Source organism: Rhizobium sp. NPDC092011 (genome assembly GCF_044756305.1).
In the GTDB taxonomy this organism is placed as follows: domain Bacteria; phylum Pseudomonadota; class Alphaproteobacteria; order Rhizobiales; family Rhizobiaceae; genus Rhizobium.
The window spans coordinates 177,586-192,814 of sequence record NZ_JBIVSO010000004.1 but is presented as its reverse complement, the minus strand read 5'-3'; the positions used below and the strand labels follow the sequence as shown (position 1 = coordinate 192,814).

Annotated in this window: 15 protein-coding genes and 1 pseudogene; 9 read left to right on the top strand and 7 right to left on the bottom strand. The window is 59.1% G+C overall.

Going from position 1 to position 15,229, the window contains the following annotated elements; all coding sequences use genetic code 11:
• Positions 1 to 97 precede the first annotated feature (97 nt).
• Complete coding sequence (locus tag ACIQJ2_RS19230) at positions 98 to 547, bottom strand: hypothetical protein (RefSeq protein WP_400674695.1); 450 nt, start codon at positions 545 to 547, stop codon at positions 98 to 100.
• Positions 548 to 671: 124 nt separating this feature from the next.
• Positions 672 to 1,136, bottom strand: a complete 465-nt coding sequence (locus ACIQJ2_RS19225) for a MarR family winged helix-turn-helix transcriptional regulator (protein WP_400674698.1) — start codon at positions 1,134 to 1,136, stop codon at positions 672 to 674.
• Positions 1,137 to 1,228: 92 nt separating this feature from the next.
• Here ACIQJ2_RS19225 and ACIQJ2_RS19220 point away from each other — a divergent pair, with 92 nt between their 5' ends.
• From ACIQJ2_RS19220 to ppa, 4 genes and pseudogenes are all read left to right on the top strand, one after another.
• Positions 1,229 to 1,912, top strand: a complete 684-nt coding sequence (locus ACIQJ2_RS19220) for a glutathione S-transferase family protein (protein ID WP_400674700.1) — start codon at positions 1,229 to 1,231, stop codon at positions 1,910 to 1,912.
• 237 nt (positions 1,913 to 2,149) lie between these two features.
• Positions 2,150 to 3,975: pseudogene (typA, locus tag ACIQJ2_RS19215) on the top strand (translational GTPase TypA).
• A 206-nt stretch (positions 3,976 to 4,181) separates the two neighbouring features.
• Positions 4,182 to 4,688 (top strand): N-acetyltransferase, encoded by a 507-nt coding sequence (locus ACIQJ2_RS19210; protein ID WP_199095040.1) that lies wholly within the window; start codon positions 4,182 to 4,184, stop codon positions 4,686 to 4,688.
• Between the two features lie 97 nt (positions 4,689 to 4,785).
• A complete protein-coding gene (ppa, locus tag ACIQJ2_RS19205; protein ID WP_199095039.1) occupies positions 4,786 to 5,322 on the top strand; it encodes an inorganic diphosphatase in 537 nt (178 codons plus the stop codon).
• Between the two features lie 2 nt (positions 5,323 to 5,324).
• On the opposite strand, the gene ACIQJ2_RS19200 is transcribed toward ppa, so the two are convergent.
• Complete coding sequence (locus ACIQJ2_RS19200; protein ID WP_400677992.1) at positions 5,325 to 5,639, bottom strand: DUF167 domain-containing protein; 315 nt, start codon at positions 5,637 to 5,639, stop codon at positions 5,325 to 5,327.
• Positions 5,636 to 5,929, bottom strand: a complete 294-nt coding sequence (locus ACIQJ2_RS19195) for a YggT family protein (protein WP_199095037.1) — start codon at positions 5,927 to 5,929, stop codon at positions 5,636 to 5,638. The genes ACIQJ2_RS19200 and ACIQJ2_RS19195 overlap by 4 nt, the downstream gene beginning before the upstream one ends.
• 597 nt (positions 5,930 to 6,526) lie before the next feature.
• On the opposite strand from ACIQJ2_RS19195, the gene ACIQJ2_RS19190 reads away from it, so the two are divergent.
• The 3 genes from ACIQJ2_RS19190 (at position 6,527) to ACIQJ2_RS19180 (ending at position 10,497) form a co-directional block, all read left to right on the top strand.
• On the top strand, positions 6,527 to 6,823 hold the full coding sequence (locus ACIQJ2_RS19190; protein ID WP_400677991.1) for a hypothetical protein: 297 nt from the start codon (positions 6,527 to 6,529) through the stop codon (positions 6,821 to 6,823).
• A gap of 247 nt (positions 6,824 to 7,070) precedes the next feature.
• Positions 7,071 to 9,770: a magnesium-translocating P-type ATPase gene (gene mgtA, locus ACIQJ2_RS19185; protein WP_400677990.1), complete on the top strand. Its 2,700-nt coding sequence runs from the start codon at positions 7,071 to 7,073 to the stop codon at positions 9,768 to 9,770.
• 181 nt (positions 9,771 to 9,951) lie between these two features.
• Complete coding sequence (locus tag ACIQJ2_RS19180; RefSeq protein WP_400677989.1) at positions 9,952 to 10,497, top strand: SLOG family protein; 546 nt, start codon at positions 9,952 to 9,954, stop codon at positions 10,495 to 10,497.
• Between the two features lie 176 nt (positions 10,498 to 10,673).
• Here ACIQJ2_RS19180 and ACIQJ2_RS19175 read toward each other — a convergent pair whose 3' ends face one another.
• Positions 10,674 to 11,102, bottom strand: coding sequence for a DUF2493 domain-containing protein (locus tag ACIQJ2_RS19175; RefSeq protein ID WP_400677987.1), 429 nt, complete (start codon positions 11,100 to 11,102; stop codon positions 10,674 to 10,676).
• A gap of 941 nt (positions 11,103 to 12,043) precedes the next feature.
• Here ACIQJ2_RS19175 and ACIQJ2_RS19170 point away from each other — a divergent pair.
• Entirely contained in the window at positions 12,044 to 13,300 is a 1,257-nt protein-coding gene (locus tag ACIQJ2_RS19170) for an MFS transporter (protein ID WP_199143739.1), read from the top strand.
• A 9-nt stretch (positions 13,301 to 13,309) separates the two neighbouring features.
• Positions 13,310 to 13,930, top strand: a complete 621-nt coding sequence (locus ACIQJ2_RS19165; RefSeq protein ID WP_400677986.1) for a poly-gamma-glutamate hydrolase family protein — start codon at positions 13,310 to 13,312, stop codon at positions 13,928 to 13,930.
• 12 nt (positions 13,931 to 13,942) lie between these two features.
• On the opposite strand, the gene ACIQJ2_RS19160 is transcribed toward ACIQJ2_RS19165, so the two are convergent.
• Together ACIQJ2_RS19160 and ACIQJ2_RS19155 are read right to left on the bottom strand one after the other, a co-directional pair.
• A complete protein-coding gene (locus tag ACIQJ2_RS19160) occupies positions 13,943 to 14,668 on the bottom strand; it encodes a glutamine amidotransferase (RefSeq protein ID WP_400677995.1) in 726 nt (241 codons plus the stop codon).
• Positions 14,661 to 15,146: a TerB family tellurite resistance protein gene (locus tag ACIQJ2_RS19155; RefSeq protein WP_199143733.1), complete on the bottom strand. Its 486-nt coding sequence runs from the start codon at positions 15,144 to 15,146 to the stop codon at positions 14,661 to 14,663. The genes ACIQJ2_RS19160 and ACIQJ2_RS19155 overlap by 8 nt, the downstream gene beginning before the upstream one ends.
• Between the last annotated feature and the right edge of the window lie 83 nt (positions 15,147 to 15,229).

Genomic DNA, 15,229 nt, shown 5'->3' with positions numbered 1-15,229 from the left:
CTGTCGCGCAAAAGTGCGCAGCGGTTTTGCGACTACGACATGCGTGAAATCAAAGAGCTAAAGCGCGTGAAGCGAATCTTAGAGATCGCGACGCGCTTTAGCGACCGCCGTTCGTTTCGGCTTCTGGCCAAAGCTGCACGAGGTAGCGGTCGTCTCCATCGAGCCCGTCTTCACTGAGGGTATCGATACCGGATATGCACAAGCGCACACCCAGCCGTCCGGCCCTCACAGTAAGGCGCGGGGCGTCCGGTTCGTAATCCGTCAATCCAGCCAAAACAAGCTGGCCGGAAGGGCAGTCGAACGTGGCTTCAGTCACATGCTGGTAGGCGTCGAGGCCAGTTGTCGGGCGTTGATCGTGCCATTCAACGTGTACCGGCACGGTGGTATTGCGCGCCGTATGAAGAATGATCGCATTGGGGCCGACAGCGAGGCGGCGTGCTATCGCGTCTTCCGTATAGTCGTCAGGCAGGTCCGGATGGGCTTCGTCGCGCAGATATATTTGGAAGTAATCGGCAAAGAGATCGCCCTGGTACAGGATCTTGGACATGTGCGCCTCTGAGAGGTGGCGGTTGCTTTCGAGCGGAGTGAAGTTGGCATACCTGTCGCCCGAAGGCCAGCTTGCCGCCGCTTGATGTGGCCGCGTTCTGCCTAAATCGGTGTGACCGTGACGATCAGGAATTGCGCGAAAGCGCGGCTAAAAGCTCGGCTAGTTGATCGGCCTGTGCGTCATCCAGCTTGTTGCCGAGGTGACGCTGAAGTGCCGAGGCATAGACGGTCCATGCGCGCTTTCGCATACCAACCCCTGCCTCCGTGATGACGACCCAGCGGCCGCGGCCATCCTCCGAAAACATCTCGCGGCGGACAAAAGCGGCTTTCTCCATCCGGTCAAGCAGGCGGGAGAGGTTATGTTGCGCGAGAAGCGTGCGTTCTTCGATCTCGTAGGGGCGAAGTTTGCCGCCTGCGGCCCGCTCCAGCTCCAGCAGCACATCATACCATCCCAGTGGCGGCAGGCCCGCCGTCTTCAGGTCCTGCTCGATCGCCGCGAGGACGATCTGTTGAGTGCGCATGAGGCGTATCCACGCTCGCGTGATCGCGGGCGAAGGCTGCGGGGTTTCGGCATCTGAATGATCGGACATAGATGCAATTACATTTATATTGACCGAGATGGCAAGTGTCGATATAGATGCAATTACATCTATATCGAGCGAAGGCTTCAGGAGATCCGATTATGTCTGACGCAAAACTGATCCTTATCAGCCATCATCTCTGCCCCTACGTTCAGCGGGCAGCCATCACGCTTGTCGAAAAGGGTACGCCGTTCGAGATCCGCTATGTCGATCTGTCGGCCAAGCCCGATTGGTTTCTGGCCATTTCCCCGCTCGGCAAGGTGCCTCTTCTGATCGTGCGACAGGATGATGGGGTGGAAGCGGTCTTGTTCGAGAGCGCCGTCATCTGCGAGTATCTTGAGGAAACCCAATCCGGCGCTAAGCTCCATCCGGCCGATCCGCTCGCACGCGCTCGCCATCGCGGCTGGATCGAGTTCGGCTCTTCCATTCTTTCGGACCTGTGGGGATTCGAAACAGCCAAGGACGAAGAAATCTACGAAACCAAGCGCAAGGCGCTGATCGAGAAGTTTGCTCGTGTCGAGGCGGAATTGAAACATGGTCCGTTTTTCGCGGGCGAGGCGTTCAGCCTGGTCGATGCGGTCTTTGCGCCGATCTTCCGTTACTTCGACGTGTTCGACACCATCACGCCGACCGGCGTTTTCGATGGGCTGCCGCGTGTCAAAGCATGGCGCTCGGAGTTGGCATCGCGGCAAAGCGTGCGAGACGCGGTGACGTACGACTATCCCGAGCGCCTCAAAGCCTTTCTGCTGAAACATGATGCGTTCCTGCTGAAACATGCCGCCTGACGGATTAGCGCAAATCCCGATCGAGGCGATGGCATGCATCTGAATTGACGATGCGACCGGGGAGAGTTTGGCTGTCTGGGCGCGTGAGGCTGATGCGTTCTTGAGGCGGGAAATGCAGGCTTTCCGCTGCTTTCTTGCCTCCCCCCTTTCGCATTCGCGAAAAAAAGGGTATGAGCGCGCCAAATGCAATTGGCGTGTTCACTACACACTGCGCCCCAGCCTCAGAGATAAAGACATATGGCACTTCGCAACATCGCGATCATCGCGCACGTTGACCATGGGAAAACCACCCTCGTCGACGAGCTCCTGAAGCAGTCCGGCTCCTTCCGCGAGAACCAGCGCACCGTTGAGCGCATGATGGATTCCAACGATCTGGAAAAAGAGCGTGGCATCACCATTCTGGCCAAGGCGACTTCGGTCGTCTGGAAGGGCGTTCGCGTCAACATCGTCGACACGCCCGGCCACGCCGACTTCGGCGGCGAAGTCGAGCGCATCCTGTCGATGGTCGATGGCGCCATCGTGCTGGTCGACTCCTCGGAAGGCCCGATGCCGCAGACCAAGTTCGTGGTCGGCAAGGCGCTGAAGGTTGGCCTTCGTCCGATCGTCGCGATCAACAAGATCGACCGTCCGGATGCTCGCCACGAAGAAGTCATCAACGAAGTCTTCGATCTCTTTGCAGCGCTCGACGCCACCGACGAGCAGCTCGATTTCCCGATCCTCTACGGCTCTGGCCGCGCCGGCTGGATGAACTATTCGCCGGATGGCCCGGTTGAGGATGGCCTTGGCCCGCTTCTCGACCTCGTGCTGAAGCATGTGCCGGAGCCGAGTGTCGGCGAAGAAGACGGCGCGTTCCGCATGATCGGCACGCTGCTCGAATCCAATCCCTTCCTTGGTCGCGTCATCACTGGCCGCATTCATTCCGGCTCGATCAAGCCGAACCAGGCCGTCAAGGTTCTGGGCCAGGATGGCAAGCTGATCGAATCCGGCCGTATTTCCAAGATTCTCGCCTTCCGCGGTATCGAGCGCACGCCGATCGAAGAAGCCCATGCAGGCGACATCGTTGCCATCGCCGGCCTGTCCAAGGGCACCGTCGCCGATACATTCTGCGATCCGTCCGTCACCGAGGCGCTGCACGCCCAGCCGATCGATCCGCCGACCGTCACCATGTCGTTCATCGTTAACGACAGCCCGCTGGCCGGCACCGAAGGCGACAAGGTTACCTCGCGCGTCATTCGCGACCGCCTGTTCAAGGAAGCCGAAGGCAACGTTGCGCTGAAGATCGAAGAAGCCGAAGGCAAGGATTCGTTCTGGTCTCCGGCCGCGGCGAATTGCAGCTCGCCGTTCTGATCGAAACCATGCGCCGCGAAGGCTTCGAGCTTGCCGTATCGCGTCCGCGCGTCGTCATGCACAAGGATGAAGCCACCGGCCTGATGCTGGAGCCGATCGAAGAAGTCGTCATCGACGTCGACGAAGAGCATTCCGGTGTCGTTGTCCAGAAGATGTCGGAGCGCAAGGCCGAAATGGTCGAGCTTCGCCCGTCCGGCGGCAATCGCCTACGCCTGAAGTTCTTCGCGCCGACCCGCGGTCTCATCGGCTATCAGTCGGAACTGCTGACGGATACCCGCGGCACGGCCATCATGAACCGCTTGTTCCATGACTATCAGCCCTTCAAGGGCGCGATCGGCGGCCGCACCAACGGTGTCCTGCTCTCCAACGCTTCGGGCGAAGCCGTCGCCTACGCGATGTTCAACCTGGAAGACCGCGGTCCGATGATCATCGAACCGGGCGAAAAGGTCTATGCCGGCATGATCATCGGCATTCACTCCCGCGACAACGACCTTGAAGTCAACGTGCTCAAGGGTAAGCAGCTGACCAACATCCGCGCCGCCGGCAAGGATGAAGCCGTGAAGCTGACCCCGCCGATCCGCATGACGCTCGACCGCGCGCTTTCCTGGATCCAGGACGACGAGCTGATGGAAGTCACGCCGAAGTCGATTCGCCTGCGCAAGATGTATCTCGACCCGAACGAGCGCAAGCGCTTCGAAAAGTCGCGTAGCGCGTAACGGCAAAGACTGTATCGCCTAGAATCATCCAGCCCCGGCCATCGCGCCGGGGTTTTTATTTGTGTGTTCGGTTTTTGAGCCCTTGTCCTAGAGGTTAAAAAGTCGTTAATTTTTGGTAATGATCCACGGATAAAGCCTGTGGGCAAGTTTGCCATCTTTATGAATGAGGATGGTTAATTCGGGCTCGCGAGACCAAAGTAGACGTTATGAAGACGTTGTCGATCGATGTTCGGCGGGCAGAACCCCATGATGCCCGGGCCATTTCGGAGGTGCACCGCCAGGCGTGGCAGTACACCTATGCCGGCATCATTCCGCATCGCGCGCTTGGCCAGATGATCGAACGTCGCGGCGAGGCCTGGTGGCGCAAGGCGACCAGCGGGCCTGCCACGCTGCTCGTTCTGGATGTTGCTGGCGAGATCGCCGGCTATGCGACGCTCGGCCTCAACCGTGCGCGTGCTCTCCCGCAGGAGGGCGAGATCTACGAGCTTTACCTGCGCCCGCAATATCAGGGACTGGGCTTGGGCCGCATGCTGTTCGGCGAAGCTCGCCGGCTGCTTAAGTCGCTCGGCTGCAAGGGGCTGGTGGTCTGGTGCCTCGAGGAAAATGAGAACGCCTACCGCTTCTATCGCGGCCAGGGCGGCGCCGATTTCTGCGAAGGCATCGAGACCTTCGATCACAGACAGCTGAAAAAGATTGGTTTCGTCTGGCCGTGAGCGGCAACTAAATCCGCCGGTTTTCCGATGTGTTGTTGCGTTGCGGCATGAATCCTATTATTTGGCTGGCGGCAACCATCCTTATTAGGGGACACGCATGCGCATCGACGCGATTTCCATTGGCAAGAACCCGCCCGAAGACGTCAACGTCATCGTTGAAGTGCCGGTCGGCGGTCATCCGATCAAGTATGAAATGGACAAGGACGCCGGTACGCTGGTCGTCGACCGTTTCCTCTATACGCCGATGACCTACCCGGGCAATTACGGCTTCGTTCCTCACACACTCTCCGAAGACGGCGACCCGATTGACGTGCTGATCGCCAGCACCCGTCCGCTCGTTCCCGGCTGCGTCATCAATGTTCGCCCGATCGGCGTGCTGAAGATGGAAGACAATTCCGGCAAGGACGAGAAGATCATCGCCGTTCCCTCGCCGAAGCTGACGCTGCGCTACGAGAAGGTCAAGGAACATACCGACCTGCCGGAAATCACGCTGAAGCAGATCGAGCACTTCTTCGAGCACTACAAGGATCTGGAGCCCGGCAAGTGGGTTAAGATCTATGGCTGGGGTGGCTCCAAGGAAGCAGGCGAGTTGATCGTCGAAGCTATCGAGCGTGCCAAGAAGGCGAAGGCCTGATATCAGCTCTTCGCGATAGCGGTTAATTTCACCATCAGATCCTCCGGTTCGCCCTCGATCCGGAGGATTTTTTTACGCGCAGTTTCACCGCTGAGGAATGCAAGCGAGGATTTTGGGATGCCGAGGCTCTTGGCAAGCAGCGCGATCAGCGCCTTGTTGGCCTTGCCCTTTTCCGGCGCGACGGAGACGCGCGCCTTCAGATAGCTTTCGCCATCGCTGCCCATCTCCACGCCGTCGATCGCGTCACGCCCGCCATTGGGCGTGAGACGCACGGACAGCCGCAGGTGATCCGAAGAGGCCTGCCAGGGCCTGCTCACCGCAGGAACAGCGGAACCAGCGAATTCCACATCAGCGAGCGGATGAAGAAAATCAGCAGAAGCAGGATGACGGGCGAAATGTCGATACCGCCGAGATCGGGCAGGATGCGGCGGATCGGGCGCAATGCCGGTTCGGTGACCGCATAGAGGAAGCTGCCGACGGAGTTGACGAACTGATTGCTCGAATTGATGACGTTGAAAGCATAGAGCCAGGAAAAGATGGCGCTGGCGATCAGCACCCAAGTATAAAGATTCAAAGCCAGATCAATGGTTTGAAATAAGGCGAGCATGTCCGTCTCCATTTCGCGGTTCCGCAAATTATTGTTTGCGCTACGCGTTGTCAATATCGTTTTCTATTTGATTTCATTGATGAATTTTGCCGGCTGGTTCGGTCATCGATTGCCGGGCATCATCCATCCATGGGTGAGAAAACGGGCGCTTGTTGTCCGCAGTATCATTCCACGCGACAATAGATAAGTGGTGTTGACCACAGCACCAAGAATTACGTCCTGCAAAAGCTCAGCGGAATTGAGGCGGGCGCCGAGGCGCCGGGTCCTGTAGTCGCGAGGCGGAGCGCTCGCGATCCTTAATCTGCCCGAAAATCTTGGTTCCGATAGGGTTGCCAGGGCATGCGTAGATTGAGGCAAAAGAGCCTTGACAGCCGCAGGCGGTCTCTGTATCGCGTACCTGTCTAGGTTGGACTAGGCCATTTTCTCAAAATCGTAATATGCGATTCATCGAACGTCGTCTTCTCGCGGATCAAGCACAGGAGCTTGCCGGGAGGGATGCGAATGAGAAGTGTTGGTCTCGGTCTGCCGGTATGCTTGATCGCTGAAATGCGGTGATCAAACAGCTCCTTCAGGCCGTGGCCGAACGGGAGATCAACCGTGACATATGAATTTCAGAAATTCCCTCGTTCGAATATCGTCAGGTTTGCGCCGGCATCGGCTGAAAGCCCGCGTGCGGGCTCATCGTCGACCAAGCTGCGGGAGGCCGCCGGCAACTTGCCGGCTCCCCGGCCGCATCTTTGCGCGCACTGGCACGTCAACTCCGGAACAGGCCGCCTCGAGATGCGATGGCACCTGACGGACGACGAGATAGGATTGCGATGGGTGGTCGCCTCATTTGACAGGCTGATGGGGATGCTGATGCCACGGCGTTTGCGGACCGTCGACGCCATCTGAACGGCCGGCCACCCTCATCAATTCCTTTTGCTGCAGGCCTATCTGCAGCGAACCTCAAGAGGCTCTCTTGGACACGGACATAGTCTGGCTCGTCGCAATCGCTGATCTCAACCGACTGCGGCGAGCTTTCCCAGCGAAAATACCAATATCGAACCCGACCGCGACACGCTGGTTGGGCACGTTGTCGCGCGCCTCCAATCGAGCGTGACGCATTGTGCCCCGCCTTGAAGCGGCAGGAGGCACAATCATGAAAATAATCGACAAGAAGACCGAGTTGAAAGACAGCAGAAGGCTGTCGATGCGGGCGATCATCGAGGCGCAGAACAGCCTCGATGCGACGCTGGCAAACGTCGCAAGCCGGGTCGACGGCATCACATATAAGGAAGCGGGGGAGCGTCTCGTCAGGGATGGCGCCAATGAGGTGGCGCATGACAAGCCGCCGCATGCGATCATCCAATTGCTTCTGGCCTTCAAGAACCCGTTCATCGGCGTATTGCTGTTGCTTGCCGGCATTTCATTCTTCACCGATTACTGGCTACCGCTTCAATCGGGTGACGATCCGGATATTACCGGCGTTACCATCATCGTGACAATGGTGACGATCAGCGCGCTGCTGCGTTTCTGGCAGGAATACAGGTCCGCGAGGGCGGCGGAAGCCTTGAAGGCGATGGTGCGTACCACGGCCACCGTCCTGCGCCGTCATCGCTATGACACCAAGCCGGAACGCATTGAAATCCCCATGCGCGAACTCGTCGCGGGAGATGTCGTCCAGCTCTCGGCGGGCGACATGATCCCGGCCGACGTGCGGCTGATCGAATCCCGCGATCTCTTCGTCAGCCAGGCCGTGCTGACGGGCGAGGCGCTTCCGGTCGAGAAATACGATACGCTCGGCGCCGTTGCGGAGAAATCGGCGATCGCGGTCGTTTCAGACCGTGTCGATCTGCTGGATCTTCCCAATATCTGCTTCATGGGCACGAATGTGGTGAGCGGCACTGCCACGGCGCTTGTAGTTGCCACCGGCCCTCGCACCTATTTCGGGTCTCTTGCCAAGTCTATCGTCGGCACGAGGGCTCAGACCTCGTTCGACCGTGGCGTGAATAGCGTCAGCCTGCTTCTGATCCGCTTCATGCTGGTCATGGTTCCCATCGTCTTCCTGATCAACGGTTTCACAAAGGGCAACTGGATGGATGCCTTCCTGTTTGCCGTGGCCGTCGCGGTGGGGCTGACGCCGGAAATGTTGCCGATGATCGTCTCGTCGAACCTCGCCAAAGGTGCCGTTTCGATGGCCCGGCGCAAGGTCGTGGTGAAGCGTCTCAACGCAGTGCAGAATTTCGGAGCGATGGACATCTTGTGCACCGACAAGACCGGCACGCTGACGCAGGATCGCATCATCCTCGAGCATCATGTCGATGTGAACGGGCGCGTAGATGAAGAGGTTCTTTCGCTGGCCTGGCTGAACAGCCATCATCAGAGCGGCATGCGCAACCTGATGGACCAGGCCGTCGTCCGCTTTGCAACGGAGAAATCCGACATCGCCAAGATGGTTGACTACACGAAAGTCGACGAACTGCCGTTCGACTTTGTGCGTCGTCGTCTGTCGATCATCGTCGAGGGGCGAGACCAGAAGCATCTTCTCGTCTGCAAGGGCGCGGTCGAAGAGATGCTTGCGATCTCGACGCATTATCGCGACGGGCTGGATATCAGGCCCCTCGACGACGAGTGCCGTCGGCAGCTGATGGATCTTTCGCGCACCTATAATGAGGACGGTTTCCGCGTGCTGATCGTCGCGACAAGGGAGATCGGGCTGGAAGAGGAGGCCAAGCGCTACAATAGCAGCGTGGAGAAGAACCTGACCATCCGCGGCTTCCTGACCTTCCTCGACCCGCCCAAGGAATCAGCCGTTTCCGCCATCCACGCCCTCAAGGAACATGGCGTTACCGTCAAGGTCTTGACCGGCGACAATGCCGTCGTGACGGCCAAGATATGCCGGGAGGTTGGGCTCGAGCCGGGGGTGCCGGTCCTGGGCCGTGATCTGGAAAAGATCGGCGAAGAGGAGCTGGCGACGCTGGTGGAATCACGCACGGTGTTTGCCAAGCTGACGCCGCTGCAGAAATCCCGCGTGCTGAAGGCGCTTCAGCAGAATGGCCATACCGTCGGCTTCCTCGGCGATGGCATCAACGACGCGCCGGCATTGAGAGATGCCGACGTTGGCATCTCCGTCGACAGCGGTGCGGATATCGCCAAGGAGTCCGCCGATATCATCCTGCTCGAGAAAAGCCTGATGGTGCTCGAAGAGGGGGTGATCCAGGGCCGCGAGACCTTCGGCAACATCATGAAATACCTCAATATGACGGCAAGCTCCAATTTCGGGAACGTGTTCTCGGTTCTGGTTGCAAGTGCCTTCATTCCCTTCCTGCCGATGCTCGCCATCCAGCTGCTCGTGCAGAACCTGATGTACGATATCTCCCAGCTTTCCCTGCCATGGGATCGGATGGATGAGGAATTCCTGCGCAAGCCACGCAAATGGGATGCCAAGAACATCAGCCGCTTCATGATCTGGATCGGGCCGACCTCGTCCATCTTCGACATAACCACGTTTGCGCTGATGTGGTTCGTCTTCGGTGCAAACTCTGTGGAGCATCAGACGCTCTTCCAGTCGGGATGGTTTATCGAGGGCCTGCTGTCGCAGACACTGGTCGTCCATATGTTGCGGACGCAGAAGATTCCCTTCATCCAGAGCACTGCGGCGCTACCGGTCATGCTCATGACCACATTGGTCATGGCAGTCGGTATCTATGTCCCGTTCTCTCCCTTTGGGACGATCATCGGCCTGCAGCCGCTCCCGTGGTCCTACTTCCCATGGCTCGCCGGCACCTTGCTGAGCTACTGCATCGTCGCCCAGACGGCGAAGATGCTCTACATGCGAGCATTCAAGCAGTGGTATTGAGCACCGAACGGGCACCGGCGGTATTGCCGCCGGTGCCCGGCGGGCGAGCATTCTCGTTCGATCCTTCACGGAAGTCCGGCTCGTTCCTGTTTCGCCCGAATAGCTTTGCCCCGCGCTGCGGACGCCGCAGCGCGAAATCGCTCCGACAAATCTGGAAATCAATCCGACCTGGAGACCAAACATGCGTCTGTTGATACATGGCGGCAATGGCGTTGCGCGCCTCAGCCCGATCCAAACCGCACTCGGCCGTATCCATGCTCGCCGAGGCATTTCCCTCATCATTCACGGCGAAGCGCCGACAGTGCGGGCTGCGGTCGATAGATGGGCGCGAGAAAACGCGGTCGATGCGCTCCGCTATCCCGCAAACTGGTCAATGCAGGGACCGGATAGCGAGACAAGATGGATATCGCTGATGCTGCGCGATTCCAGACCCGATATTATTCTTCAATTGCCCTGCGATGGGTCGGAGATTGCTCTTCACCGCGCTGCCGATCAGCTTGCCATCCCCGTTATCGTCGTGAGGCTCAATCGTCAGGGGCGTCTCGCGGGCTACAGGGCGATTGCCGGGCTGGGAAAACAACGCGATCGAGCGGATGTGGAGCTGCAGGAGGACCGAATGTGCCAGCCGTCGTCACTTCACGGCTTGAAAAGCGCGGGCACGGCGGACCATCGGCGAATGCGGCGTTCCCGTTCGCACATAGTGGGATCGAATCGCATTACGCCGTAGTAATTCAAGTGGCGCGCGTGTGAGTCGAGGTAAAAATCGTCCGGCTCACAAGTCAGAGACACAGAGCTTGATGCCGAAAGCCGCTCACATTTTTCGGCATCGAGCGCGAGATCAGAGGCCCAAAGCACCACCGCTCAATCTGAAGGACTGCGGCGCGCTTCGAAGATTGCTTCGCCTCAAATATGCATGGATTGCCGAGGCTGAGACGACGGCGCCCAGGGATGCTCGGCATCCTCTTCCGATATCGCTGTTGCATTCGATTGACCGACAATCGTCATCGGAATGCGCAATTCCCTAACGGTGCGCTCGAAGAAAGCGGTTTGGCGCCCGCCCGGAAACATCAGGATGATATCGGGGCGGCTATCCTCCAGCATGAATGCGTTTCTCCTGGCCTCGGCATGCTTGCCGAGCAGGGACCAATTCGCGGGATATCTGATCACGTGTATGTTGTGTTCGCGCGCCCAATGCTCGGCCTCCACACCGAGCGCGGGCAGGCCGCCGTGGATCAGGACGGATATCGGCGATGCGTTCTGTATGTGGTCGAGTTCCTTGCGAATGATGGCCGTGTCGGCAAAGTGTCTGCCACCGCTGATGAGAAGACGCATGAGGATTACTCCAAGTCTGGCCTGTGCCGTTCTGTGCTGTGTTCAGCCTGAGGCACGCAGGTGAATAAATTGCCGGCCGTTCGACCCGGTCGGGAGTCGATTGATGTTGCGCCGGCTAACGATACTGTCTCTCGTCAATCCAGAGGTATTCGGGGCTTTGGGCTTTGGGCTTTGGGCTTCGGATCGCCTTTGCGTTCTACCCATCAAGATCCGATGGGCATCGGGAAAAGCCCTATGCCAAGGAAGCTTGAAGCCGGTTGGCTCCGTACCGCATGATCTGACGATTTGAGGCGGGTGAAGCTACGTTCGATGTCGCGTCGAGGCGTATAAGGAAGACCTTGGTCCGGAGCGCGATGGGCGTGAAGAAAGCAGTTTATCGATCATCTCGTACCTCGATTGCGCCTCGTAAGGTCGCATCATCGAGACGGGGAGTTAGCCCTGATGATGCAGCCTCTTCGGCGCGACTGTTCGACTACTGTCGGGCGACATAAACAAGTTCCTTTGGGAGTCGGTTTTTGCAGGCCGACATCCAGCACATAGCAATATCTCATAGTAAAACAAAGGCTATATTGTCGGTTATTCTTTATACAGTAGAGCAACTATCCTATACCAAGATATAGCATAGCGGTTTGCGGACCGTGGCGCCGTGTGGTTGGTGGCAGCGAGACGCGAACTTGGCAATCCGTTAGCGCATCAAATGTTTCCGCTTCTCCTTGAGGCGCAAAAACGCTCTATCCTTTTGTTTCTTTACGCATTTCGAACGGAAAATCGCTACGCAGTTTTCCTGGGAATGCTCCCGCATAAACACGCAAGCCCCAGTTTCATGTTGACAGGATGGGGGGCATTGGCGACTAACGGACGTCCCGCGCTCAAGAGCGTGCTGGATCATGTTTTAATGGCGAGCGTGTTTGCGCTGGCCGCGGCCCGGAAAGTTCTGCCCCATGTCGTTCGCTGCCAGCGGAGACCGGTTTGCTGCCTTCAGGCATATCGCCTATGCCTATTTCTTTTTCGCGCGCTTTCTCACCGCCTTTGCAACGCAGGTCGTCAGCGTCTCCGTCGGTTGGCAGATGTACGAGCACACGGGCCAGCCACTCTATCTCGGCCTGATCGGTCTGGTGCAGTTCCTGCCATCGCTGCTGCTGATTCTGGTGACGGGCACAGTCGCCGATCGCTACAACAGGCGCCTGATTGCGGCGATCTGCATTTTCGTCGGCACTCTCTGCGCGGCGGCGCTGCTGTTTCTCACCGTCTCGGGCGGGTTTGCGCCGCTTCCGGTCTTCATGATCCTCGTGGTCTTCGGCATCGAGCGCGCCTTCATGACGCCGGCGATGCAATCGCTGGCGCCCAATCTTATCCCGCCTGCGGACCTGACGAACGCCATTACCTGGAACTCGATGTCTTGGGATGCCGCCGCCATTCTCGGTCCGGTGGCGGGCGGCTTGCTTTACGGCGTCGGCCCCAGCGTTGCTTACACCGTGGCCGTGCTTTTCTTTGCGTCCGGCTCGGTGTTGACCTTCCTCATTCCGAAGCCGCAGCAACGCGTGGCGCATGAGAAGCGCAGCCTGAGCGAAATGCTCGCCGGCTTCCGCTTCATCTGGTCGGAAAAGGTGGTGCTCGGCGCGGTCTCTCTCGATCTTTTCGCGGTGCTGCTCGGCGGCGCGGTCGCGCTGATGCCCGTCTATGCGCGGGATATCCTGACGCTCGGTCCCTGGGGTCTTGGTATGCTGCGCGCCGCGCCAAGCTTTGGCGCGATCGCCATGGGCGTGTTCCTGGCGACCTACCCCATTCGCAATCGCGCCGGCATCTGCATGTTCATCGGTGTTGCCATGTTTGGCGTGGGAACGCTGATCTTCGGCATCTCACATTCGCCGTGGCTATCGATCGTCGCCCTTGCCATCATGGGCGCATCGGATCTGATTTCGGTCTATGTCCGCGAGACGCTGATCACGCTCTGGACGCCGGATCATGTCCGCGGACGGGTCAATGCGGTCAACATGGTCTTCGTTGGAGCATCGAACGAACTCGGCGAATTCCGTGCCGGCATCATGGCGCATTATTTCGGTGCTATCCCCGCCGTGGTCGTCGGCGGTCTCGGCACGCTTGCTGTTGCCTTTCTCTGGGCGACCGGCTTCCCACAGCTTCGCCGGATCGACAGTTTGAACGCACCGGATCGCGACGGCGACCCGCAGCCGGCTTGAGTGCAAGAGATGGCGAGGCGACCGGATCGGTACCGTTCGTTCTCAGCCTTGCGAGAATGTGAGATTGCGGGTGCCGACTATAGCATCCGCTTTGAAGATCGATCCTCGCATGTGGCTATTCTGGCGCCGCATGGCGGCTTCATCGAGCCTGCAACGTCGCAGATTGCGGAGCAGGTCGCCGCGGAGAGTTTTTCCCTCTACAGTTTCGAGGGGCTTGATGCCGACAGGCTGCATCATGAGCTTCATATCACCTCCGAGCATTTCGACGAGCCGATAGCACTCGGTCTGGTGTCCAGATCGCGGATCGTTCTCGCCATTCATGGCCGAACGGACAGAGATGATCCCGAAACGAGCTGGGCCGGCGGCCTTGATGGGCCGCTTCGTGACCTGATCGTTCAGGCGTTGCGGCAGGGTGGGTTTGCGGCAGCACCGAGGAAGAAGGGCGAGGCTTTGGCCGGGGCATCGGCCGCCAACATATGCAACCGCGGCCGGCGGAAGGCCGGGGTTCAGCTCGAGATCCCAAGATGGATGAGGGACACGCTGATGTCGGATGCAGGCAAGCTTGGACGATATGCCCGATCGGTGCGCAGCGCGATCGAGCGCTACGACGAAGCCCTTCGCGCAGATTGACAGGCTGGATGTTTAAGCCGCCATCGCCTGCTTGCCCTCGAAGACCAGATCGAGGAACTCCGACAGCCACGCCTTGAGCGCACCGTCGAAGATCATGCGTCCCTCAAGATGCTCGCGGCCCTGCTGTGCGTTCGGCATGCAGAAGCGGTGTTCGCCATGCACGACCCAGCGCTGCATCATGGCGCGCGTGAGTTCGGCATGGAACTGCAGGCCCCAGGCATTGGCGCCGTAACGATAGGCCTGATTGGGGTAGGTTTCCGCAGTCGCCAGCAGGTCGGCGCCATGGGGCAGCTCGAAGCCTTCCCGGTGAAAATGGTAGACCATCTGCGGCCAGCGCATCAGCAGCCGGCCCTTTTCCGTGGGGTTCAGCGCATACCAGCCGATCTCGGTCTTGCCGTCGTCGCGCGCTTTCACCTTGGCGCCGAGATGGCGGGCAAGCATCTGTGCGCCAAGACAGATCCCGAGGTAAGGACGGTTTTCCTTGAGCGGCACCTTCAGCCAGTCGATCTCGGCCTTGACGAAATCGTCGGGATCGTTGGCGCTCATCGGGCCGCCGAAGATGACAGCGCCGGCATGCCCGGCAAGCGTCGAGGGCAGCCGGTCACCGAGAACAGGGCGGCGGATATCGAGGTCGTAGCCCTTTTCCAGCAACATCTGGCCGACGCGGCCGGGGCTCGAACGCTCCTGATGAAGCACGATCAGTATGGGTCGCCCGGCGCGCTTCGGCGCTTCAATCATCATTGCCTGTCTCCACCCTGAAGCCGGGTGCGCGAGCAGCTGCCTCCTGGCGTTTCATGATGCGTTCGCGGTCGGATATGCCCATCAGGTCGGCGATGCGCCAGATCGCGTGATCTTCCATCTCGCTGCGCTCGCCATCGGCATAGACGATATCCCAGAGAATGCCGAGCAGCTCGAGCCGCTGGGCGCTGTCGAGATGACGCTTCAGATCCGAAGTGAACCTATAGTAGTCGACTGCCTCGCTTTCGGCCTCCTCGCCGGCGGCGATCAGCGCATCGAGCTTGCGGCCTTCAAGACCATATTGCTCCTTCAGAAGCTTGCGCAGCCTCTTCTTCTCGCTGTTCTCGATCTTGCCGTCCGCCTCCATGACCTGGATACAGAGCGCCGCGACCGCGACGCGCGGATCGTCGGGTGCAAAGCCGGATTTCGGGTGGTCCTGGGTCAGGTTGTGAAGAAATTCCTGAAAGCGTTCAAACATCCGTATCCGTTCTCAATACAAGCGGAGCAAGGTTCTTGGGGCGCCATGCTCGATCTTTTCGTTTCACGCACGTCCAGCAAAAC

Coding starts and splice junctions, on each gene's coding strand:
- ACIQJ2_RS19230 (WP_400674695.1), bottom strand. CDS start 547: ATGTCCAAGATCCTGTACCAGGGCGATCTCTTTGCCGATTACTTCCAA.
- ACIQJ2_RS19225 (WP_400674698.1), bottom strand. CDS start 1,136: ATGTCCGATCATTCAGATGCCGAAACCCCGCAGCCTTCGCCCGCGATC.
- ACIQJ2_RS19220 (WP_400674700.1), top strand. CDS start 1,229: ATGTCTGACGCAAAACTGATCCTTATCAGCCATCATCTCTGCCCCTAC.
- ACIQJ2_RS19210 (WP_199095040.1), top strand. CDS start 4,182: ATGAAGACGTTGTCGATCGATGTTCGGCGGGCAGAACCCCATGATGCC.
- ppa (WP_199095039.1), top strand. CDS start 4,786: ATGCGCATCGACGCGATTTCCATTGGCAAGAACCCGCCCGAAGACGTC.
- ACIQJ2_RS19195 (WP_199095037.1), bottom strand. CDS start 5,929: ATGCTCGCCTTATTTCAAACCATTGATCTGGCTTTGAATCTTTATACT.
- mgtA (WP_400677990.1), top strand. CDS start 7,071: ATGAAAATAATCGACAAGAAGACCGAGTTGAAAGACAGCAGAAGGCTG.
- ACIQJ2_RS19180 (WP_400677989.1), top strand. CDS start 9,952: ATGCGTCTGTTGATACATGGCGGCAATGGCGTTGCGCGCCTCAGCCCG.
- ACIQJ2_RS19175 (WP_400677987.1), bottom strand. CDS start 11,102: ATGCGTCTTCTCATCAGCGGTGGCAGACACTTTGCCGACACGGCCATC.
- ACIQJ2_RS19170 (WP_199143739.1), top strand. CDS start 12,044: ATGTCGTTCGCTGCCAGCGGAGACCGGTTTGCTGCCTTCAGGCATATC.
- ACIQJ2_RS19165 (WP_400677986.1), top strand. CDS start 13,310: ATGGCGAGGCGACCGGATCGGTACCGTTCGTTCTCAGCCTTGCGAGAA.
- ACIQJ2_RS19160 (WP_400677995.1), bottom strand. CDS start 14,668: ATGATTGAAGCGCCGAAGCGCGCCGGGCGACCCATACTGATCGTGCTT.
- ACIQJ2_RS19155 (WP_199143733.1), bottom strand. CDS start 15,146: ATGTTTGAACGCTTTCAGGAATTTCTTCACAACCTGACCCAGGACCAC.